Genomic DNA, 20,230 nt, shown 5'->3' on the forward strand with positions numbered 1-20,230 from the left:
CAATGCTTTATAACTTAGATAAACTAACCGAGCTTTCCGGAGGAGATGAAGATTTCATACTATCCGTAATAAGTGTGTTTCTGGAAGAAACACCGCAGGATCTGGCAAGTCTTAAAAATGCTGTTCAGGCTGAAACTTTTAGTGACATTTACCAACATGCTCATAAAATTAAACCTAATGTGGATCTTATGGGTATGGAAGAAGTACGTATTAAAGTCCTGCAAATTGAAACAGAGGGCAAAAACGGAAAAGATATGAAAGTTATAAATGAGCTTTTCCCCTCCGTAGAAGAATCCATAAACAAGGCTATAGTGCAGTTAAAAGATAACTTCGGGCTTTAAGATTATGTTTGCTGAGATCATTACTGTTGGCGATGAAATTCTCATTGGGCAGATAGTGGACACAAATTCTGCCTTTATTGCAAACCTCTTTAACAAAGCCGGGATTTCCATATATCAAATAACCTCAGTTCAGGATGACAGGTCACATATTATTCAGGCACTTGAAGATGCCGAATATAGAGTTGATATCGTTGTGATTACAGGCGGACTGGGGCCTACTAAAGATGATGTCACCAAAACGGCCATATGCGAGTATTTTAACGATAAACTGGTGCGTAATGAAGAAGTGTTAAAGCATATTGAATACCTCTTTGAGAAATATGTAAATACACCTATTACAGATCAAAACCGGGATCAGGCGCTGGTTCCTTCCAGGGCAGTAGTTCTAAAAAACCGTTTTGGTACCGCCCCCGGTATGTGGATAGAAAGCGGAAATACCGTTTTTGTTTCATTGCCAGGAGTGCCTTATGAAATGAAAGCACTTATGGAGCATGAAGTAATTCCCCGTTTGCATAAAAAATTCCGTACACCATTTATTTATCATAAAACCATATTAACCTACGGACTTGGAGAAAGTGCCATTGCTCAAAAAATTGAGCAATGGGCAGAAGAGCTCCCGCCGTTTATTAAGCTGGCCTATCTTCCTAACCTGGGAAAAGTGCGTTTACGGCTTACCGCAAAAGGCTTGGATCTAAAAGCACTGGAAAGTGCTGTAAACCAGCAGGTAAGGGCTCTATATCCATTAATTGGCGACATCATATATGGCTTTGAAGAAGAAGGGGTTTTAGAAGAGATCGTGGGAAAGCTTCTTGCTAAAAAAGACCTTACACTTTCTACCGCCGAGAGCTGTACCGGAGGGAGTATAGCAGAAGCCATAACTTCCATTCCCGGATCTTCAGCATATTTTGTAGGGAGTGTTGTATGTTATGCTACACGTGTAAAAACAGAAATATTGGGAGTTCCCAAATCACTTATTGATTCATTTTCGGTAGTGAGTGCCGAAGTGGCAGAAGCTATGGCCCTGGGGGTGCAGAAACTCTTGAATTCTGATTATGCAATAGCCACTACCGGAAATGCAGGCCCTTCCAAAGGAGATTCAGATGCAGAGGTTGGCACGGTTTATATAGCCATAGCCGGCCCCAGTGGCGTGTTTTCAGTAAAAACCAAGCTGGGAAATCACCGCGAAAAAGTAATACGTAAAGCAGTGCATAAATCTTTGGAATTACTACAAAAAGAAATTTTAAAAAATTGAGAATTCTTTTTTGTCAGTCAGGTAAAAATTTCGTTAATTTGCACCCTGTTTTGAAATAACAAAAAAATCAAAAGCAATGTCTAGAGTTTGTGAGCTTACCGGAAAGAAGGCAATGGTGGGAAATAACGTTTCTCATGCTATGAATAAGACCAAGAGAAAATTCCATGCAAATCTCACCAAAAAGCGTTTTTATATTCCGGAAGAAGATCGTTGGGTAACTTTAAAAGTTTCCACTTCGGCAATAAAAACTATAAACAAGAAAGGAATAGCTGCTGTACTCAAAGAGGCTAAGGAAAAAGGTTACATTAAATAATATCCGGTAATCCGAAAATTTAGGCAAAATGGCAAAAAAAGGGAATAGAATACAGGTAATTTTGGAGTGTACGGAACACAAAGATTCGGGTATGCCTGGGACGTCACGTTACATCACTACCAAAAATAAAAAAAATACACCCGATAGGCTTGAGATCAAAAAATTCAATCCTATTTTGAAAAAAATGACTGTTCATAAGGAAATTAAATAATATTGAGTCATGGCAAAGAAAACCGTAGCAACGCTGCAATCCTCTTCAAAGAGATTGACAAAAGCCATTAAAATGGTTAAGTCTCCCAAGACCGGAGCATATACTTTTGTAGAATCCGTCATGTCTCCTGACGCGGTAAATGATTGGTTTAGCAAGAAATAAGAGCTTACTAACGAATATATTCAAAAAGCTACTTTCCCACGGAAAGTAGCTTTTGTTTTTTATCTTTGAAAGATATTAAGAAAAGTGGCTGCTGTATGGCCCTAAAGTAATTTTATAATGAGTTTGTTCAAAAAAATATTTTCCTCCCAAAAAAAGGAAACACTTGATAAAGGTCTTGAAAAATCAAAGTCCAGTTTTTTTTCTAAGTTAGGTAAAGCAGTAGCAGGAAAATCGAAGGTGGACGATGAGGTACTCGATAACCTCGAGGAGATATTGGTAAGCAGTGATGTAGGAGTGAATACCACTCTTAAGATCATTGAGCGTATTGAAGAAAGAGTATCCCGGGATAAGTACCTCGGCACAGACGAGTTGAACTCTATTTTAAGAGAAGAAATTGCAGGGTTGTTGTCTGAGACCCACACAGGTGAAGAAACTGATTTCGCCATACCTGAAAATAAAAAACCGTATGTAATTATGGTGGTAGGGGTAAATGGCGTTGGTAAAACCACCACAATTGGCAAGTTGGCACATCAGTTTAAAAAGCAGGGGAAAAATGTAATATTGGGAGCAGCCGATACGTTTCGTGCTGCAGCAATAGACCAGTTACAAATTTGGGCAGATCGCGTACAAGTACCTATTGTAAAGCAACAAATGGGAAGTGACCCGGCCTCAGTAGCTTTTGATACCCTTACTTCGGCAAATGCTCAGAATGCTGATGTGGTATTGATCGATACGGCTGGGAGATTACATAACAAGGTAAATCTGATGAATGAACTTTCTAAGGTGAAAAGAGTAATGCAGAAAGTAGTGCCCGATGCCCCTCATGATGTACTTCTGGTGCTGGATGGTTCTACCGGGCAAAATGCTTTTGAGCAGGCCAAACAGTTTACCAAAGCTACCGAGGTCACTTCACTGGCTGTTACTAAACTGGATGGTACAGCAAAAGGAGGGGTGGTCATCGGAATTTCAGACCAGTTCAATATTCCCGTAAAATATATAGGCGTGGGTGAAGGTATTGACGACCTTCAGGTTTTCAATAAATATGAATTTGTAGATTCTTTCTTCAAATAAGCAGTCTGTTAAAATACTTGTAAAAAACCTCAAAAATCACTTTTTTGAGGTTTTTTCTTTAGGATTATATATCTTTAAGAAAAAGCTGAATAATTTGTTTTCTGTATGCACAGGAAACCACTTTTCGTATGTCATTCATGATCAAAATATCAGGTACCGGGTTTGTGAATTTTTTTGGGAGTATGATACCAGTTAAAAATGAAAAACAAATACAATTGTGAAGAAAACGTTTTAAAATGAAACTTTTAAAGAAGGTTGTTTTTATTTCTGTCATTTTTGCAGTGCTGGTAATGGGAGTGTATATCTTGGGACCTCAGGTTGAAAGCCCTGTTATGGAACGTATTCTACCAGAAGTAGAAAGTGACCTTTCCTTACTTGAAAACAAGATCTTAAAGCGAGAGGCCGGGATAAGCAACCTTAAACCGGGAAATGCTTCCCGAATTGTGTGGAAAGACAGTAGCAAAGCAAAAACACCTTATGCTATTATTTATCTGCACGGTTGGTCTGCCAGTAGTGAAGAAGGAGCGCCCGTTCATGAATCTATAGCCCGTCGTTACGGTTGCAACCTATACCTCCCGCGTCTTGCAGGGCATGGTATCGAAGAAACTGAAAACATGTTGTATTTAACAGCTTCTGAATATATGAACTCTGTTAAAGAAGCCCTGGCAGTGGCAAAAAAGCTGGGGAATAAGGTTATAGTACTGGCCACTTCCACGGGAGCTTCTATGGCACTGTATCTTGCAGGTGATGACCCGGATGTAGCCGGGTTGCTACTCTATTCCCCTAACATAAAAGTGTATGACCCCAATGCAAAATGGTTATCCCGCCCATGGGGGCTTCAACTAGCCAGATGGGTAACGGGTAGCCGCTATCATACCTATGAGGCCAACGAATTAAAAAGAAAATACTGGACCACCAAATACAGACTCGAAGCGCTTACTCATTTGCAGGTATTAACACAAAAGACCATGACCCATGACACCTTTCAAAGCGTAACCAGACCCGTTTTTATGGGGTATTTTTATAAAGATGAGGCAACCCATGACCAGGTGGTTTCTGTTCCGGCCATGCTTGAAATGTATTCACAACTGGGCACACCGTCACATTTAAAGAGAAAAAAAGCATTTCCCGAAGCAGGGAATCATGTACTTGCCAGTCATGTAGTTTCCAAAGACCTGAAATCTGTACAAAAAGAAACTTGTATTTTTATAGAAGAAATACTAGGTTTAAAACCGTTATAATTATATATAAAATTTATGAAAAGAATCATCCTCCTCTCCCTGATCTGTTTAACTCTTGCCTGTAAAAAAGAGCCTTCTGCGGTCATTGAAAAAGTAGTATGGCAACCTTATGATGAAACTACTGAACTAACAGAACAAAAGGAACATGAATTAGCGCGAATGCGTTTCAAATTACTTAACTCTAAAGTACTTGATAAGAATGAACTTTGGCAGCCTTTCGAAAAAGAACTCTCTGGTTTTGAGACCCGATACGAAGAGTTAAAACCATATATTTTGGAACAAAACATCCCTTCCATCCAACAATCAGTTAGTGAAGGCGTGTTTTCCTATGAAGAGCTTACGCTTTTTTATCTATACCGTATTCGCAAGTTTGAAAGTGATAATGAAAAGTCGTTAAATGCACTTATTTCCATAAACCCCGACGTGCTTAAGCAGGCAAGGAGCTATGAACGTCAAAAAGCCGAAGATGTGAAATATTCACTGTATGGCATCCCTATTTTGTTAAAAGATAATATTGGCACTTCAGGAATGGCCACCACTGCAGGAGCGTATGCCCTTAAAGATAACTATGCAGAAGATGCGTTTATAACAGCCCGTCTCAAAGAAGAGGGAGCTATTATATTAGGTAAACTCAACCTGAGTGAATGGGCATATTATTTTTGTAATGGTTGTCCACTGGGGTATAGCGCTATGGGAGGGCAAACCTTAAACCCGTATGGGCGTAAACAATTTGAAACCGGGGGTTCGAGTTCAGGAAGTGGAGTAGCGGTAGCAGCCAATTATGCCGTAGCTGCCATTGGTACTGAAACTTCAGGCTCTATACTATCTCCTTCCAGTCAAAACTCTGTGGTGGGTTTAAAACCTACTATCGGCTTACTGAGCAGAACAGGTATTGTACCCATATCAGGAACATTAGATACTCCGGGCCCCATGACTAAAAGTGTAATAGATAATGCTATTCTGTTACAGGCCATGACAGGTAAAGATCCTTCTGATCCAGCCTCAGTAGCAAATGATATGCAATATACCGAAGGTTTTGCAAATGCTTCTTTAGAAGGAAAACGTTTTGGGGTACTTACCCCTTTGTTAAAAGATACATTATACCTGAGCGCCATAGAGAAAATAAAAGCAAAAGGAGCAGAAGTTATCGAATTTGAACCGGAAGAAGTAGATCTGGACGGATTTCTTACCTTGTTGAATATAGACATGAAACACGACCTGCCGGCTTATATGGCTGCACACGCCAAAACCTCTTCAAAATACAATTCAGTTGACGAGTTGGTTTCGTTTAACCTAAAAGATAGTGTATTACGAATGCCTTATGGGCAGGGGGTTTTTGACCGTATTACGATGGATAGTACAACTCTGGAGCAACTGGAAATCATTAAAGAAAGGTTAATGAAAAATGGCAGGCATTTCTTTGACACAATGATGAACGCGCATCATTTGGATGCGGTTTTATCCATTAACAACTACCATGCATCTTTTGCAGCAGTAGCTCAGTACCCATGCCTTACAGTGCCTATGGGATATAAAAGCAGTGGTGAACCCGCTAACCTTACCTTTATAGGTAAACCTTTTTCAGAAAATTCCCTTCTCAGCATAGGGTTTGCTTTTGAAAAAAGTACCAGGGCACGAAAAATACCTCCATCATATAACTAAAATTTACAAATCGTATGTCATACCGAAACTTGGTGATCATTACCAAGATCATCTTTTATTATTGTCTTTTTTACATAGGCGTAAAAGTTTATGGTGTTTTTTCCGGAATGTGGTTTCTACCCAATATAGTTGTAATATTGCTATTAGCGGTTACAGGAGGTCTGGCGGCATTTTTCATGATCAAAAAAAAATATAACTGGCCCTACGCCATCGCGGGGATATTAATAATTGTGCTTCTTCGTATATACGAGTCCCGACTCATTTCATACTTATACGAAAACTTCTAATATTTTGAAAGGAAGGCTTTGAGATCGTGAATACAGAAAGTACAATGTATAAAACCCCTGTAAAACCTTTAGCGTTCTCTTTTTAGGTTGTATTTTTACGCGCTCAAACAGTAACAGGTATATGAGAACCAAATCACTTAAGAAAAATACCATAAATGTAGTAACACTGGGTTGCTCAAAAAACGTATATGATTCAGAGGTATTGATGGGGCAATTACGCGCCAGTGGAAAGGAAGTTGTACATGAAAAGGAAGGCAATATTGTAGTGATCAACACCTGTGGCTTTATTGCCAATGCAAAAGAAGAGAGTATAAATACTATATTAGAATATGTTGACAAAAAAGAGAAGGGAGAAGTAGATAAGGTGTTTGTTACCGGATGCCTCAGTGAGCGATATAAGCCCGATCTTCAAAAAGAAATACCAGATGTAGATCAGTATTTTGGTACAACAGACCTGCCTGTTCTATTAAAAACACTGGGAGCTGACTACAAACATGAACTTATAGGAGAGCGCCTTACAACAACCCCGAAGAATTATGCGTATCTAAAAATATCTGAAGGGTGTGACCGCCCCTGTTCATTTTGTGCAATCCCGCTAATGAGAGGGAAGCATCGCAGTAAGCCTGTAGAAGAGCTGGTAGTAGAAGCAGAGAAACTGGCGGCAAAAGGGGTTAAAGAACTAATTTTGATAGCCCAGGACCTTACATATTACGGCCTGGATCTCTATAAAAAAAGAAACCTGGCGGCACTTTTAAAAGAACTGGTTAAAGTAGAAGGCATTGAATGGATACGTTTGCATTATGCCTTTCCGACAGGATTTCCTATGGATGTACTCGAAGTAATAAAAGAAGAGCCTAAGGTTTGTAATTATATAGATATCCCATTACAACATATCGCAGACCCTGTATTAAAATCCATGCGCAGAGGGACCACTAAAGAAAAAACAACTAAACTGCTCAGAGAATTCAGGAAGGCCGTTCCTGATATGGCTATTCGTACAACTCTTATTGTGGGTTACCCCGGAGAAACAGAAGAAGATTTCCAAACCTTAAAAAGCTGGGTGCAAGAAATGAAGTTTGAGCGTCTGGGATGTTTTACCTACAGTCATGAAGAGAACACGCATGCTTTTAACTTAGAAGACGATGTGCCCGAGGATATTAAGCAGCAGAGAGCCGCAGAGATCATGGATATCCAGTCTCAGATCTCCTGGGAGCTTAATCAGCAAAAAATAGGGCATACATTTACCTGTATCATAGATCGTAAAGAAGGAGGATATTTTGTTGGCCGTACTGAATTTGATTCACCCGATGTAGATAATGAAGTGCTTATTGATGCCGCTAAACACTATGTAAAGGTAGGAGATTTTACCAGTGTCAAGATTACATCTGCTTCTGATTTTGACCTTTACGGAGAACCGGTAGAATAATTTTTAGTGCAGAATTGCTCCCATTTTTTGCGGGTCAAAACGAATTTTTGATCATAGCAATTTTCATGGGGGTTCCAAAACTCAGATTTGAGTGTCATAAACTTCATGAGAATCTTGGAGGAAGCTTTATTTTCTTTATTTACATAAGCTACTACCTCTTCTGCCTTATTGTTATCAAAAACAAAGTCAAGCAATCCTTTAGTAATTTCAGTACCATATCCTTTTCCCCAGTGAGATTCCAATAAACGGTATCCTATTTCCCATTCGCCATGCGTGTTTTTTATAAAGGCTACCGTGCCTACAAATGTATCTTTTTGCATTGTGATGGCCCATACATAAAAGTTATTCGCAGCCTCAGAATACCGGCTAATCAGATCTTCGAGTTCTTTTCGGTTGGTATCACGATCTTTTGGTTCAGACCCCGTGTATTTCATGACTTCCGGGTTACTTTCCATCTCATGAAAAAAAGGCTCGTCCTTCCGGGTCAATACCCTGACCAATAATCTGGGAGTTTCAAAGATTTTCATTTTCAGGGGTTTAAAAGGAATTGCAAGTTAACATTATTTGATACGGTTTTTGATGATTATCTTTGGAAAAACTTAGTTTTTATGCAGTATCACCTCATTTTTGACATGGATGGTGTTTTGGTTGACAGTGAGCCGTTTCATCAAAGTGTGCTACAATCGGTTTGTGACCGCATAGGCATCCGTATCGACAAGCCCTATTATACTACTTTAGTAGGAATGGGAGACCTGCAATTGTGGTCTAAGCTTATAGACGATTTTGATTTGGATAAGTCCCCTGACTGGTATATTTCTTTTCATAAAAAACTATTGTATGAAGCACTTCCTTCGGCAGATGTTACGCCCATGCCTTATGTTTTAGATTTAATTGAGGAACTTGCGGCCCATAACTTCCGGTTATCGTTAGGCTCCTCGTCACCTGTAAAAGTAATAAATACCTTTGTAGAGAAATTAAAAATAGTATCGTATTTCGATCACCTGGTAAGCCGTGAGCATGTAAGCCAGGGAAAACCACACCCGGATATTTTTCTGGAAGTAGCGAGAAGGTATGGTCTCCCGCCTGAAGAATTTCTGGTAATAGAAGATAGTTATAATGGAGTATGTGCCGCTACTTCCGCCGGAATGCGATCTGTTGGCTACATTCATCCTAATTCCGGGAAACAGGATCTTTCCAACGCGGTTATGGTGATAGATAGTTTCTCTTGCATTTCTGCACAACGACTTAAAGAAATGTACACATGCAAAAAGTAAAAATTATTGAATGTCCCAGAGATGCAATGCAGGGCATTAAAGATTTTATTCCAACGGAAGAAAAAGTACGCTATATACAATCTATATTAAGAGTAGGTTTTGATACGGTAGATTTTGGAAGTTTTGTTTCTCCTAAAGCCATCCCACAAATGGCAGATACGGCTCAGGTGCTTTCACAACTGGACCTGTCTTTCACAAAAAGTAAATTACTGGCGATTATTGCCAATGTAAGAGGAGCACAAGATGCTTCCAGGCATCCCGAGATCACTTATCTGGGATATCCTTTTTCCATATCTGAGAATTTTCAAATGCGTAATACACATAAAACCATTGCGCAAAGTATAGAAGTACTTAAAGAGATACTGGCTATAGCCCATGCTTCTGATAAAGAAGTGGTAGCCTATCTTTCCATGGGATTCGGAAACCCTTACGGAGATCCCTGGAATGTAGAAATTGTAGGAGAATGGACCGAAAGACTATCAGCTATGGGGGTTAGAATATTATCCCTTTCTGATACCATAGGAAGTTCTACTCCGGAGATCATTACCTATCTTTTTAAAAATCTTGTTCCGAAATACCCTGAAATAGAGTTTGGAGCCCACTTACACACAACCCTTGGTACCTGGCATGAAAAGATAGATGCTGCTTTTAAAGCCGGATGCAGAAGATTTGATGGTGCTATTCAGGGGTTTGGCGGATGCCCTATGGCCAAAGACGAGCTTACCGGGAATATGCCTACAGAAAAACTGTTATCTTATATGAATGTTGAAAAAGCAGATACCGGGTTACATGCCATGAGTTTTGAGAGCGCTTACAATGAGGCTAGCAAAATTTTCGGCAGGTATCATTAATTTTATCTGATACCATAAAAAAACCGACTTTAAAAGCCGGTTTTGGTTGTTTTATCGAATACATTTTAAAACTGAAGCTGAAAGCCGGCGTACGCCCCGAAAGGGTGCCCTGGTCTCAATCCCGCAGGTACACGGGAAACTGCATATACCTCATCCAGCAGGTTAATAATATTTCCCGTAATGCTTAGGTGCTTATTAATTCGATACTTTCCCGCAAAATCAATAATAAAGTTAGAAGCTACTTTTTCATTTTCAGGAATATCCCCTCTCCCTGCTTCTGTTCTGAACGCTCCGTTAAAGCGACCGCTTAAATTGAGTTCAAATTTCTTGTGCTCTAATGAAATAGTGGCGTTAAACTGGTGTCTGGCAATATACGGTAGTTCATCCCCTTCGGTAACTTCTCCCCACAAATCATCTTCACTTCCAAAACTGTTTTGAAATTCAGTATCGGTATAGGTATAAGCAAAAGTAAGGGGTAGCGCCAGACTTTCATGAGTTCCTAAAATATTGTAATTAAGGAGTACTTCAAGCCCGTGAACCACTACTTCTCCCGCATTAAACTGATCCAGAGAACCGGTACCTCCCGTAGCCGCAAGATCGCTTCCCAGCAAATTGCTGTAATCATTGTAAAAAGCAACTACCTCACCAGACAAACCTTTTACCGAAAATCGTGAGCCCAACTCATAGTTTATACTTTCTTCCGGTTTTTGATCCTCCTGATTACTTGGTGGCGAGAACCCTTTATGTACCCCTCCAAAAGCTGATAGTTTATTATTGAAATTGTAGTTAAAACCAACTCCCGGAATAAAAACATCCACCTTATTTTCGCGTATGGCTATATCTGTTCCGTTTCTGTTCACATCATTTCTCCCATAATCGGTTCTTCCCAATACGATATTCTCATAGCGAATACCGGGAGTTAATGTAAGCTCCTTGTATTTAAATTTGTAAAGGGCATGCGCAGCAAAAGCGGTAGCATCGCTAATACGGTTGGCATCCGTACCTCGTGTTGCTTCAGTAGTTTGCGAAAGCACACCATCTGTTATTTGATAACCGTCAACCCATTGAAAACGATCTTCTTCGTCATAATGAATGCGAAGGCCTATTTCTATATCGTGAAAGGCAGATGCTCCACTCCAGTGATAATCCAGTTTGGTTTGTACCCCTTTGGATATATACACACGGTTATTGGCTTTTATACCCAATGCATCTGCTTCTGAGTCAACATCTCCCCGTAAAACAGCAAAATGATCAGGGTTACCCTCAGGGTCAGCAACCACTCCGGCAAGACCACGGCGTTCCCCATTGGCAATTACATAATCCAGTTTGTACCAGTTACGGGCAAAACGATTGTAATAACCCGTAGTGGTAACTCTAAAATAATCACTAAACTTAAATGCATGTGTTGCCATAAATTGTACATGATCTGCATTCATTTCATCTGCTTCAGAACTGGCATACCGACTAAAGGGATCGCGTTCAAAATCGTTGTCACTAAGCCCCAGATAGGTTTCATCAGAAGTTTCATCGGAATATTGAAATTTTAATTCAAGAGCCTGCTGTAATTTTGCTTCCTCTGAGGTCTGAATTCGGAATTTGGCAACCAGATCGTTTTTGTCAAACCCGGTGTTATCTCCCGATGACAGGTTCTTAAAGCCATCTGAGTTAAAGTTGAGGTACTCTATCATGTACCCTATATTCTCATAATTCCCACCTACGCTGGTATGAAAACGGGCACTGTTAAAACTACCGTAAGTAGCGTTTACCCTGGCGCTGAAAGAGTCTGGTATCTGGGTTGAGATCATATTTATAGCCCCTCCTGTAGTAAAAGGCCCATATTGTACCTGACTGCTCCCTTTTAGGATTTCCACGGCTTGCATTCTTGCTATGGTGGGAAAATAGTAAGCAGCCGGGGCACTGTAGGGAGCCGGAGCTATCAATACACCATCTTCCATAATAGTGATCTTGGCACTTCTCTCAGGAGAGGTTCCCCTTAAACTTATATTAGGGCGTAGGCCAAAACCGTCTTCTTCATAATAATTAACCCCCGGAATACTTCGTAAAACCCTGTTAATATCCAGATAATCAAACTTTTTAAGTTCCTCCGGTGAAATATAATAAGCAGAACCAGTACGATTTCGGGCCTCAAATTTACTGCCGAAAATTACATTGGCCGAGAGTACTACTTCTTTAAGTTGAACAGTATCTCTTTTTGGGGATGATGAAGGGGCTGGTGTTTGTTGCGCAAAGAGCATAGGGGTACCCAATAGAAAAGTACCCAAAAATATTTTTTTCATTTATTGGAAATTAATACTAAAAAAATGGTTGTTTTAAGAGGGTAAAAGTAATATGATTTTGTTAACACACAAATTTTATTTAGAATTAATAAAAATTATTTTCTTAAGGTACTGTGAAATAAGAGTTTGGTTTTCAGTATGGTTAGTGTAAAAATATGAGTCGCAAGATATACTTGTAAGGTGTTTACATCACGTTGTGCATGAAGAAACTTAAGGTCTTCGAAATGAAAAAAAGAGTACGTGTTTTTTGTGTATTTTCAAGTTACATATATTCTTTGTGTATTTTCAAGAAAATATAAGGCAATACTTTTATGAAACTTCGCTCCCTGGAAAGAATTAATAAAGGCTTTTAAGGTTTTAGTGTCTTAAAAGTGTTATATTTGCACGCAATTAAATTTTAATTGCGATGAGTTTAAACGATTCCAAATTCGTAGGTGAAGGTCTCACATACGATGATGTGCTTCTGGTTCCTTCCTACTCAGAAGTTTTGCCCAGAGAAGTAAATATACAAACGCGTTTTACCAGAAACATTACGATTAATGTGCCGGTAGTATCGGCGGCTATGGATACCGTAACAGAATCTGCTATGGCAATTGCCATGGCGCGTGAAGGAGGCATTGGTGTATTACACAAAAACATGTCGGCAGAACAGCAGGCACTGGAAGTCAGAAAAGTAAAACGCGCAGAAAGCGGTATGATACTGGATCCGGTTACACTACCTCTTACCGCAAAGGTTATAGATGCTAAAAGAAGTATGGCTGAGCATAGTATAGGTGGGATACCCGTAGTAGATCCAGAGGGTATTCTAAAGGGGATCGTAACTAACCGTGACCTTAGGTTTGAACACAATAATGACCGCCCGATCGTAGAAGTGATGACCCGTGAGAACCTGGTAACTACCGGTGAAGGTACTTCTCTTACCGATGCTGAGGTGATATTGCAGCAAAACAAGATTGAAAAACTTCCTGTAGTCAATGATGCGTATAAACTCATCGGATTGATTACTTTTAGAGATATTACCAAACTTACCCAAAAGCCTATGGCAAATAAGGACAGTTATGGAAGGCTTCGTGTAGCTGCTGCCATAGGGGTCACTTCTGATGCTAAAGAACGTGCCACCTTACTGGTACAGGCAGGCATTGATGCAGTGGTGATCGATACGGCCCACGGGCATACAAAAGGGGTGGTAAGTATATTAAAAGAAATTAAAAATGCGTTTCCCAAGCTGGAAGTGGTGGTAGGTAATATTGCTACTGCAGAAGCCGCACGCTACCTTGTGGAAAATGGCGCAGATGCCGTTAAAGTAGGTATCGGGCCCGGTTCAATTTGCACTACCCGTGTAGTTGCAGGGGTAGGGTACCCCCAGTTTTCGGCTGTTTTACAGGTAGCAGAAGCCCTGAAAGGTACGGGCGTACCGGTAATTGCTGATGGAGGGATACGTTACACAGGAGATATTCCCAAAGCCATTGCCGCAGGAGCCGATAGTGTGATGCTGGGATCACTATTGGCAGGTACTAAAGAATCTCCGGGAGAGACTATTATTTATGAAGGAAGAAAATTTAAGTCGTATCGCGGTATGGGGAGTGTTGAAGCTATGAAAATGGGTAGCAAAGACCGTTATTTTCAGGACGTGGAAGACGATATTAAGAAACTGGTACCAGAAGGTATTGTGGGAAGGGTACCTTATAAAGGCGAACTTCTGGAGAGTATGCATCAGTTTATTGGAGGATTGCGTGCCAGTATGGGTTATTGTGGGGCTAAAGACATTTCTTCACTTAAAGAGAACGGCAAATTTGTAAAGATAACATCATCAGGAATTACAGAAAGTCATCCGCATAATGTAACCATTACCAAAGAAGCACCTAATTATTCAAGATAGGTTAGAAAGAAGATACAGTATTAAGGGTCGGTTCGTATGAACCGGCTTTTTTTTTATGAATGTAGTGTTCCCCGATGCGGTTTTAAATCATCTCTTACTTTGCGCATATCTTTTTCATTTACTACCACAAAAGCCAGGGTATGCATGTCACTCAATACCTCATATCCGGTTTCTTCCTGATGCAGGTTTTCCATTTTAAAATACTCGTGTATATGTGTAATGTGGTGCTTGGCGATCATTGTGGCATTAGGCCCCCTGAAATCCCATATCATTTTTATTTTTTTCATCCCAGTGTTTATCAGCGTAATAGCAAGATTGGTTTTGCAAAGGTAATGATCACTTGCTAATTATTGCTTTAAAGGTGAGCAGAGAAGGTGCTTAAAAAGAATGTTTGTGTGCTCACCGTAATATAAAAACTGCTATTTTTTAGTTAAAATAAAGCATACTTTTAAGATATTGTTATTTTTGTCCATTCCAAATTAAGCAAAATGAGTTTTAGGGATGTAATGTTGGTTTTTTGCCTTTTTTGGTTTTCAGGTTGGTCGCAGGAAAAAGATGCGGTTTTGGTAACCGTTGGCGATATAGCCATATATACAGATGAGTTTATGCGTGCTTATTCTAAAAACCGCGATTTACTTTCTGATAGCCTGAACCAGGATATAGAGACTTACCTTCATACATTTATCAATTTTAAACTTAAAGTTCTGGAAGCAAAAAGACTGGGTATGCATAAACGCCGCAGTTACCTGGAGGAATTATCACTTTATCGAGAACAGTTTGCTGAAAGATACCTTACAGATCAACAAATGGATATCGGCCTTATAAAAGAAGCATATGAACGTTTGAAAACAGAAGTGAATGTGGACCATATTCTGGTACCCGTGAATAATGAAGCTTCTCCTTCCGATACACTTAAGGCCTGGAAAGCTATTCACGACATCCGTCAAAAGGTAAGTGCCGAAACCTTTTCCTCTGTTATGAACACCATTCATAATGATAAAAACATTTATGGAGAATCATTGGGTTTTTTTACCGTATGCAAAATGACATACCCTTTTGAAAATGTAGCGTACAACACTCCGGAGGGTGCGGTCTCAAAACCATTCCGAACCGCTTTTGGATATCATATTCTCAAGGTAAATAAAATACGTAATAACAGAGGAGCCGTTAAAGTTGCCCATATTACTCTTTATTTCCAACCCCATGCACATAATGCTTTGTTGCAAAACAGGATAAACATTATTTATAAACGCTTACTTAAAGGTGAAGACTTTGCTGTGCTGGCAAAACAATTCTCAGATGATAAAGCATCAGCCGATAAGGGAGGGGCAATCCCCTGTTTTAGAAGCGGTGACCTGGGGTTTATGCAGTTTGAAGAAATGGCTTTTGCAACAGATGCCGGGCAAATATCATTACCGTTTAAAACCCGTTTGGGATGGCATATTATAAAAGTTGATAAAAAGTTTCCCATAGGTACTTTTGAGGAAGAACGCCCGTATATTGAAAAAAAATTATCAAAAGATCAACGTACCCGAAAAGTAACACCGGCCTTTATCGATTCTTTAAAAGTGATGTACGCATATAAGGTTCATGTTGCGAACAGGCAGGAACTTTTCTCATTACTCAACAGGCCGGCATCAATAGCAGAAGCTCTGGATACAGTTCTTATGAATAAAGAATTATTTCGGTTAAGAAATACCGTTTTCAAGTCTGCGGATTTTTTGAAGTATCTGCAGGCAAAGGCCAAACCCCGGGAGCGTACGTATATATATTCAGAGTTGCCTGTTATTTTTGAGGAAATGGTAACCTTAGAACTATTGGCGCTTCATAAAAAGTTGCTTGAAAAAACGAATGAAGAATTTGCTTCTATTCTTGAAGAATATCGAGATGGCTTATTAGTATATGATCTTACACAGGAAAAGATCTGGGCCCCCTCCCTTGAGGACACAGTTGCTCTGCGAAAGCATTATATGAATAACCTAAACAAGTATAGTACAGAAGAACAGGTAGAGGTTCTGATAGCTTCCGCTTCGTCTTCACTGCACAAAGAGTTGTTAAAAAAAATAATAACAGAAGACACAGAAGTACCTGTTTTGCAAAAAAAAGCAGACGCGTATCCCGAGTTGGCAACTACTCTTTTTTTAAGAAAGATTTTGCCTTTAAATAGTGTACAACAAATGGATAACTTTGATCAGAAAACGATCCTTTTTGAAGAAGATACCGCATTAGGATACCGTTTGACCAGAATACTAAGATCCATAACTTCAAAGAACAGGTCTTTTGAAGAGGTAAGAGGGGTCGTTTTAAATGACTACCAGCAAGTACTGGAAGAAAAGTGGATAAACCGATTGCGACAAAATCACACCATCGATATAAACAAAGAACAATTGCGAAAAATCAAAAAAAGCATATCTGTAGAATGAAGAAGTTGTTGATGATGATTGTTTTGGCCGGGAGTTTGTATTCCTGTGTCTATTTTAAAAAAAATGAAGTAACTGAAAAGGTAATAGCCCGGGTAGGAGATACCTATCTTTATGAAAGTGACCTTGAAGGGATTTTATCAGAAAATGTTTCAAAAGAAGACAGTATCACGATCATTAATGGTTTTATAAATACCTGGGCCAAAAAACAGGTATTGGTAGAAAGAGCAGGTATCAATCTGGATGAAGAAAAAATTCAAGAATTTGAGCAATTGGTAACCCAGTACAGAGCAGATCTTTTAATAGCCGCTTATAAAGAAGCTTTGGTAAATGAACGAATGGACACCCTGGTGACCAATGATGAAATGCAAACCTTTTATGAAGCCAATAAAGAGAACTTTAAACTCAATGAAGAGTTGGTACAACTGCGTTATATACGGGTAAATGCCGATTATAGCGATCTGGCATTAATAACTGAGATGCTTACCCGGTTTAACGAAGAAGACAAAGAAGAGCTTGACAGACGTTCATTTCAGTTTAAATCGTTTTCGCTTAATGATTCAACCTGGATAAAAGTTTCTCAGTTACTACAAAAAGTTCCACTAATTACCATGGATAATAAATCTGACTACTTAAAAAAATCACAATTTTTTGAGTTAACAGATTCTTTAGAAGTATATTTGATACAAGTTAAGGACGTTTTAAATAGAAATGACATTGCTCCTCAAGCGTATGTATCCCCTACACTTAAACAAATCATACTCAACAAACGTAAACTGGAGTTTATAAGAGATCTTGAAAAAGAACTTATCAATGAAGCAATTCAAAAAAAACAGTATGAGATTTATGAAAACAACCGTTAACCTAAGTCTAATTATTTTTTTCCTGTGTTTTCATCTGGCGGTCGCTCAAGAAGAAGTAAGTGAAAAACCGACAGAGACAGAACCGCCAAAAGCCGTAAAAGACACCATTAAAAAAACGAACTTTAAGAAAATTAAAGTAGATGGTGTGGCTGCTGTAATAGGTGACTATGTGATCCTGGAGTCTGACATAGACAAGAATCTTATTGATCTTCAAACACAGGGTATTTCGTTAGAAGACATTACCAGGTGCCAGCTTTTAGGTAAATTGATGGAAGATAAGCTGTATGCACACCATGCCGTTCAAGATAGTATTGAAGTGTCTGATGCAGAGATACGTTCCATTGTAGGAGAACAAATAGATTATCTTACCCAGCAACTGGGCTCTATTGAAAAAGTTTTGAAGTTTTATAACAAAAACGACGAAGAAAGCTTTCGCTCAGAACTTTTTGACTTACAAAAAACCAGAAGGTTATCTGAACGCATGCAGGCCAGTATCATTGAAGAAATGGAAATCACGCCGGAAGAAGTACGTCAGTGGTTCCGAAATATACCTGAAGACCAGTTACCGGTGTTTGGAGCAGAGCTTGAAATATCTCAAATTGTAAAAGAGCCAAAAGTTTCTGAAGAAGAGAAGCAAAAGGTAATTAACAAATTGAAAGATATGAAAAGGGATGTAGATGAAAACGGTGCCAGTTTTGCCACCAAAGCTGTGTTGTACTCTCAGGATGAAGCATCTCGGCCCAAAGGGGGGTTTTATGCGGTTAATCGTAAAACGCCGTTTGTAAAGGAATTTAAAGATGTTGCCTTTAGCCTTCAGGAAGGAGAAGTATCAGACCCCTTTGAAACTACTTTTGGCTGGCACATCATTCTCGTAGAAAAAATACGGGGTCAGGAATTAGATCTGCGTCATATTCTCCTTACACCCGAAATTTCAGACGAAGCTATGGAAGAGGCCAGAAAAGAACTCGATACCATTCGTAAACGTATTATCGATGGAGAACTTACCTTTGAAGAAGCCGCCAGAAACTTCTCAGATGAAAAGGAAACCAAATTTGATGGCGGGGTACTGCGTAATCCTATAAATTTTGATACCCGTTTTGAACTTACCAAAATGGACCCTACACTGTATAATCAGGTACGAGACCTGAAAGGAGATGAGATATCTACTCCTATTATTGATGAAGATCGTTCGGGAGGTAAAAAGTTTAAGATACTCAAAGTAACAAATCGTTATGATGAACACGTAGCCGACTTTTCCAAAGACTACTTAAAGATACAGGAACTGGCCCTTAAAGATAAGCAGCTCAAAGCTATTCAAAAATGGATGGCAGAAAAAATAGAGGATACCTACATAAACATAGGTTCAGACAATAAAAATTGCGATTTTGCCAATAACTGGTTAAAAAAATAAAAGAATAAATGTCAGACGTAGCAGCTATTGAGACACTTGTATCCAAGCATCAGGCATTAAAGAAAGAAATAGCTAAAATCATTATTGGTCAGGAGTCTGTGGTCAATGAGATCTTATTAGCCATTTATTGTGGAGGGCATGCATTGCTTATTGGAGTACCCGGTTTGGCAAAAACCCTTATGGTTAATACCATTGCCAAAGCCCTGGGACTTGAGTTTAAACGTATTCAGTTTACTCCTGATCTTATGCCCAGTGATATTATTGGAAGTGAGGTTTTAAATCAGAACAGAGAATTCAAATTTATAAAAGGTCCCGTGTTTGCCAATATCATTTTAGCAGACGAGATAAACCGTACCCCGCCCAAAACACAGGCCGCCTTGTTAGAAGCCATGCAGGAACGGGCGGTTACAGTAGCAGGCCACAGGTATAGTTTAGATTCACCTTACTTTGTACTCGCTACTCAAAACCCCATAGAGCAGGAAGGTACTTATCCGCTTCCGGAGGCTCAGTTAGACCGGTTTATGTTTGCTATTGAATTAGGGTATCCCTCCTTTGAAGAAGAAGTACAGGTAGTAAAGAATACCACTTCCTATAGTGATGAGCGCGTAAACCCTTTATTTTCTTCTTCAGAGATCATAGAAATACAAAAGTTAATACGTAAGATCCCGGTAGCCGATAATGTAGTTGAATATGCGGTAAAACTGGTAGCCAGCACTCGTCCGGGAAACACATATGCTCCTGATATGGTGAACCAGTTTGTAGATTGGGGCGCTGGTCCCAGAGCATCTCAAAACCTTATTTTGGCGGCAAAAGCAAATGCCGCGGTTAACAAAAAGTTTTCTCCCGATATAGAAGATGTAAAAGCCGTGGCAACCGCTGTATTGAGACACCGGGTGATCAAGAATTACAAAGCAGAAGCAGAAGGAAGAACTATTGACAATATTATAGAACAATTACTTTAATGATCTCAATATAACTAAACTTTCAAACCGTCATGAAAAGAATTAGAAAATTCATCCCGTTCCTTTTTTTAGCAATTATGTTAAATAGCTGTGCCACTATATTGGGCGGCCCTATAACAGCCAATCAAAAACGTAAACCCGGCCCCGGAGAACCACAACGCGAAGTAAGAGTAGGCTGGCTAATAGCAGATATTATACTCTTCGTTCCCGGACTCATCGTTGACTTTGCAACCGGTGCTATCTACAAACGTTAAATGTGATTTTCGCAATTTTACCCCCTTGTTTTTAAGGGATATTCAAAAATTAT

21 protein-coding genes are annotated in these 20,230 nt (G+C 39.4%); 18 read left to right on the plus strand and 3 right to left on the minus strand.

Annotated elements, in window-relative coordinates:
* The first annotated feature begins 2 nt into the window (after nucleotides 1-2).
* The 10 genes from WAO84_RS09615 to rimO all read left to right on the plus strand — a co-directional run bounded on the left by WAO84_RS09615 (nucleotide 3) and on the right by rimO (nucleotide 7,966).
* Nucleotides 3-341 (plus strand): Hpt domain-containing protein, encoded by a 339-nt coding sequence (locus tag WAO84_RS09615; protein ID WP_340065398.1) that lies wholly within the window; start codon nucleotides 3-5, stop codon nucleotides 339-341.
* 4 nt (nucleotides 342-345) lie between these two features.
* The gene (locus WAO84_RS09620; protein WP_340065400.1) at nucleotides 346-1,593 is read left to right on the plus strand and encodes a competence/damage-inducible protein A; all 1,248 of its coding nucleotides are present in this window, start codon (nucleotides 346-348) and stop codon (nucleotides 1,591-1,593) included.
* A gap of 76 nt (nucleotides 1,594-1,669) precedes the next feature.
* A complete protein-coding gene (gene rpmB, locus WAO84_RS09625; protein ID WP_340065401.1) occupies nucleotides 1,670-1,906 on the plus strand; it encodes a 50S ribosomal protein L28 in 237 nt (78 codons plus the stop codon).
* Between the two features lie 28 nt (nucleotides 1,907-1,934).
* Nucleotides 1,935-2,117 (plus strand): 50S ribosomal protein L33, encoded by a 183-nt coding sequence (gene rpmG / locus WAO84_RS09630; protein ID WP_340065402.1) that lies wholly within the window; start codon nucleotides 1,935-1,937, stop codon nucleotides 2,115-2,117.
* Between the two features lie 9 nt (nucleotides 2,118-2,126).
* On the plus strand, nucleotides 2,127-2,279 hold the full coding sequence (locus tag WAO84_RS09635; RefSeq protein WP_340065404.1) for a DUF4295 domain-containing protein: 153 nt from the start codon (nucleotides 2,127-2,129) through the stop codon (nucleotides 2,277-2,279).
* 117 nt (nucleotides 2,280-2,396) lie between these two features.
* Complete coding sequence (ftsY, locus tag WAO84_RS09640) at nucleotides 2,397-3,350, plus strand: signal recognition particle-docking protein FtsY (RefSeq protein ID WP_340065405.1); 954 nt, start codon at nucleotides 2,397-2,399, stop codon at nucleotides 3,348-3,350.
* A 236-nt stretch (nucleotides 3,351-3,586) separates the two neighbouring features.
* Nucleotides 3,587-4,591 (plus strand): alpha/beta hydrolase, encoded by a 1,005-nt coding sequence (locus tag WAO84_RS09645; protein WP_340065406.1) that lies wholly within the window; start codon nucleotides 3,587-3,589, stop codon nucleotides 4,589-4,591.
* Between the two features lie 15 nt (nucleotides 4,592-4,606).
* Complete coding sequence (locus WAO84_RS09650; protein ID WP_340065407.1) at nucleotides 4,607-6,253, plus strand: amidase family protein; 1,647 nt, start codon at nucleotides 4,607-4,609, stop codon at nucleotides 6,251-6,253.
* Between the two features lie 14 nt (nucleotides 6,254-6,267).
* Entirely contained in the window at nucleotides 6,268-6,540 is a 273-nt protein-coding gene (locus tag WAO84_RS09655) for a hypothetical protein (protein ID WP_340065408.1), read from the plus strand.
* Nucleotides 6,541-6,661: 121 nt separating this feature from the next.
* Complete coding sequence (gene rimO, locus WAO84_RS09660) at nucleotides 6,662-7,966, plus strand: 30S ribosomal protein S12 methylthiotransferase RimO (RefSeq protein ID WP_340065409.1); 1,305 nt, start codon at nucleotides 6,662-6,664, stop codon at nucleotides 7,964-7,966.
* Here the strand turns inward: rimO and WAO84_RS09665 are convergent.
* On the minus strand, nucleotides 7,945-8,493 hold the full coding sequence (locus WAO84_RS09665; RefSeq protein ID WP_340065410.1) for a GNAT family N-acetyltransferase: 549 nt from the start codon (nucleotides 8,491-8,493) through the stop codon (nucleotides 7,945-7,947). The genes rimO and WAO84_RS09665 overlap by 22 nt on opposite strands.
* Before the next feature lie 81 nt (nucleotides 8,494-8,574).
* On the opposite strand from WAO84_RS09665, the gene WAO84_RS09670 reads away from it, so the two are divergent.
* A complete protein-coding gene (locus WAO84_RS09670; RefSeq protein WP_340065411.1) occupies nucleotides 8,575-9,240 on the plus strand; it encodes an HAD family hydrolase in 666 nt (221 codons plus the stop codon).
* Nucleotides 9,228-10,091, plus strand: coding sequence for a hydroxymethylglutaryl-CoA lyase (locus WAO84_RS09675; protein WP_340065412.1), 864 nt, complete (start codon nucleotides 9,228-9,230; stop codon nucleotides 10,089-10,091). Before WAO84_RS09670 ends, WAO84_RS09675 begins: the two co-directional genes overlap by 13 nt.
* Nucleotides 10,092-10,156: 65 nt before the next feature.
* Here WAO84_RS09675 and WAO84_RS09680 read toward each other — a convergent pair whose 3' ends face one another.
* Nucleotides 10,157-12,388 carry a TonB-dependent receptor family protein gene (locus WAO84_RS09680; protein WP_422614482.1) on the minus strand — a complete coding sequence of 744 codons (2,232 nt, stop codon included), beginning with the start codon at nucleotides 12,386-12,388 and terminating at the stop codon, nucleotides 10,157-10,159.
* 406 nt (nucleotides 12,389-12,794) lie between these two features.
* Here WAO84_RS09680 and guaB point away from each other — a divergent pair, with 406 nt between their 5' ends.
* Entirely contained in the window at nucleotides 12,795-14,267 is a 1,473-nt protein-coding gene (guaB, locus tag WAO84_RS09685; RefSeq protein WP_340065413.1) for an IMP dehydrogenase, read from the plus strand.
* 53 nt (nucleotides 14,268-14,320) lie between these two features.
* Here guaB and WAO84_RS09690 read toward each other — a convergent pair whose 3' ends face one another.
* Nucleotides 14,321-14,554: a hypothetical protein gene (locus WAO84_RS09690; protein WP_340065414.1), complete on the minus strand. Its 234-nt coding sequence runs from the start codon at nucleotides 14,552-14,554 to the stop codon at nucleotides 14,321-14,323.
* 201 nt (nucleotides 14,555-14,755) lie between these two features.
* Here WAO84_RS09690 and WAO84_RS09695 point away from each other — a divergent pair, with 201 nt between their 5' ends.
* The 5 genes from WAO84_RS09695 to WAO84_RS09715 are packed head-to-tail and all read left to right on the plus strand — an operon-like array spanning nucleotide 14,756 to nucleotide 20,177.
* Nucleotides 14,756-16,690: a peptidylprolyl isomerase gene (locus WAO84_RS09695; protein ID WP_340065415.1), complete on the plus strand. Its 1,935-nt coding sequence runs from the start codon at nucleotides 14,756-14,758 to the stop codon at nucleotides 16,688-16,690.
* Entirely contained in the window at nucleotides 16,687-17,550 is an 864-nt protein-coding gene (locus WAO84_RS09700; RefSeq protein ID WP_340065416.1) for a peptidyl-prolyl cis-trans isomerase, read from the plus strand. Before WAO84_RS09695 ends, WAO84_RS09700 begins: the two co-directional genes overlap by 4 nt.
* Nucleotides 17,525-18,961: a peptidylprolyl isomerase gene (locus WAO84_RS09705; protein WP_422614483.1), complete on the plus strand. Its 1,437-nt coding sequence runs from the start codon at nucleotides 17,525-17,527 to the stop codon at nucleotides 18,959-18,961. Before WAO84_RS09700 ends, WAO84_RS09705 begins: the two co-directional genes overlap by 26 nt.
* A gap of 8 nt (nucleotides 18,962-18,969) precedes the next feature.
* Nucleotides 18,970-19,923 (plus strand): AAA family ATPase, encoded by a 954-nt coding sequence (locus WAO84_RS09710; RefSeq protein ID WP_340065418.1) that lies wholly within the window; start codon nucleotides 18,970-18,972, stop codon nucleotides 19,921-19,923.
* Between the two features lie 32 nt (nucleotides 19,924-19,955).
* Nucleotides 19,956-20,177, plus strand: a complete 222-nt coding sequence (locus WAO84_RS09715; RefSeq protein WP_340065419.1) for a hypothetical protein — start codon at nucleotides 19,956-19,958, stop codon at nucleotides 20,175-20,177.
* Nucleotides 20,178-20,230: the final 53 nt, after the last annotated feature.

This window comes from Ascidiimonas aurantiaca (assembly GCF_037646345.1).
Classification (GTDB): Bacteria; Bacteroidota; Bacteroidia; order Flavobacteriales; family Flavobacteriaceae; genus Ascidiimonas; species Ascidiimonas aurantiaca.

What these genes read in the sequence shown, in the direction of transcription:
- WAO84_RS09615 (WP_340065398.1), top strand. Translation starts at nt 3, where the DNA reads ATGCTTTATAACTTAGATAAACTAACCGAGCTTTCCGGAGGAGATGAA.
- WAO84_RS09620 (WP_340065400.1), top strand. Translation starts at nt 346, where the DNA reads ATGTTTGCTGAGATCATTACTGTTGGCGATGAAATTCTCATTGGGCAG.
- rpmB (WP_340065401.1), top strand. Translation starts at nt 1,670, where the DNA reads ATGTCTAGAGTTTGTGAGCTTACCGGAAAGAAGGCAATGGTGGGAAAT.
- rpmG (WP_340065402.1), top strand. Translation starts at nt 1,935, where the DNA reads ATGGCAAAAAAAGGGAATAGAATACAGGTAATTTTGGAGTGTACGGAA.
- WAO84_RS09635 (WP_340065404.1), top strand. Translation starts at nt 2,127, where the DNA reads ATGGCAAAGAAAACCGTAGCAACGCTGCAATCCTCTTCAAAGAGATTG.
- ftsY (WP_340065405.1), top strand. Translation starts at nt 2,397, where the DNA reads ATGAGTTTGTTCAAAAAAATATTTTCCTCCCAAAAAAAGGAAACACTT.
- WAO84_RS09645 (WP_340065406.1), top strand. Translation starts at nt 3,587, where the DNA reads ATGAAACTTTTAAAGAAGGTTGTTTTTATTTCTGTCATTTTTGCAGTG.
- WAO84_RS09650 (WP_340065407.1), top strand. Translation starts at nt 4,607, where the DNA reads ATGAAAAGAATCATCCTCCTCTCCCTGATCTGTTTAACTCTTGCCTGT.
- WAO84_RS09655 (WP_340065408.1), top strand. Translation starts at nt 6,268, where the DNA reads ATGTCATACCGAAACTTGGTGATCATTACCAAGATCATCTTTTATTAT.
- rimO (WP_340065409.1), top strand. Translation starts at nt 6,662, where the DNA reads ATGAGAACCAAATCACTTAAGAAAAATACCATAAATGTAGTAACACTG.
- WAO84_RS09665 (WP_340065410.1), bottom strand. Translation starts at nt 8,493, where the DNA reads ATGAAAATCTTTGAAACTCCCAGATTATTGGTCAGGGTATTGACCCGG.
- WAO84_RS09670 (WP_340065411.1), top strand. Translation starts at nt 8,575, where the DNA reads ATGCAGTATCACCTCATTTTTGACATGGATGGTGTTTTGGTTGACAGT.
- WAO84_RS09675 (WP_340065412.1), top strand. Translation starts at nt 9,228, where the DNA reads ATGCAAAAAGTAAAAATTATTGAATGTCCCAGAGATGCAATGCAGGGC.
- WAO84_RS09680 (WP_422614482.1), bottom strand. Translation starts at nt 12,388, where the DNA reads ATGAAAAAAATATTTTTGGGTACTTTTCTATTGGGTACCCCTATGCTC.
- guaB (WP_340065413.1), top strand. Translation starts at nt 12,795, where the DNA reads ATGAGTTTAAACGATTCCAAATTCGTAGGTGAAGGTCTCACATACGAT.
- WAO84_RS09690 (WP_340065414.1), bottom strand. Translation starts at nt 14,554, where the DNA reads ATGAAAAAAATAAAAATGATATGGGATTTCAGGGGGCCTAATGCCACA.
- WAO84_RS09695 (WP_340065415.1), top strand. Translation starts at nt 14,756, where the DNA reads ATGAGTTTTAGGGATGTAATGTTGGTTTTTTGCCTTTTTTGGTTTTCA.
- WAO84_RS09700 (WP_340065416.1), top strand. Translation starts at nt 16,687, where the DNA reads ATGAAGAAGTTGTTGATGATGATTGTTTTGGCCGGGAGTTTGTATTCC.
- WAO84_RS09705 (WP_422614483.1), top strand. Translation starts at nt 17,525, where the DNA reads ATGAGATTTATGAAAACAACCGTTAACCTAAGTCTAATTATTTTTTTC.
- WAO84_RS09710 (WP_340065418.1), top strand. Translation starts at nt 18,970, where the DNA reads ATGTCAGACGTAGCAGCTATTGAGACACTTGTATCCAAGCATCAGGCA.
- WAO84_RS09715 (WP_340065419.1), top strand. Translation starts at nt 19,956, where the DNA reads ATGAAAAGAATTAGAAAATTCATCCCGTTCCTTTTTTTAGCAATTATG.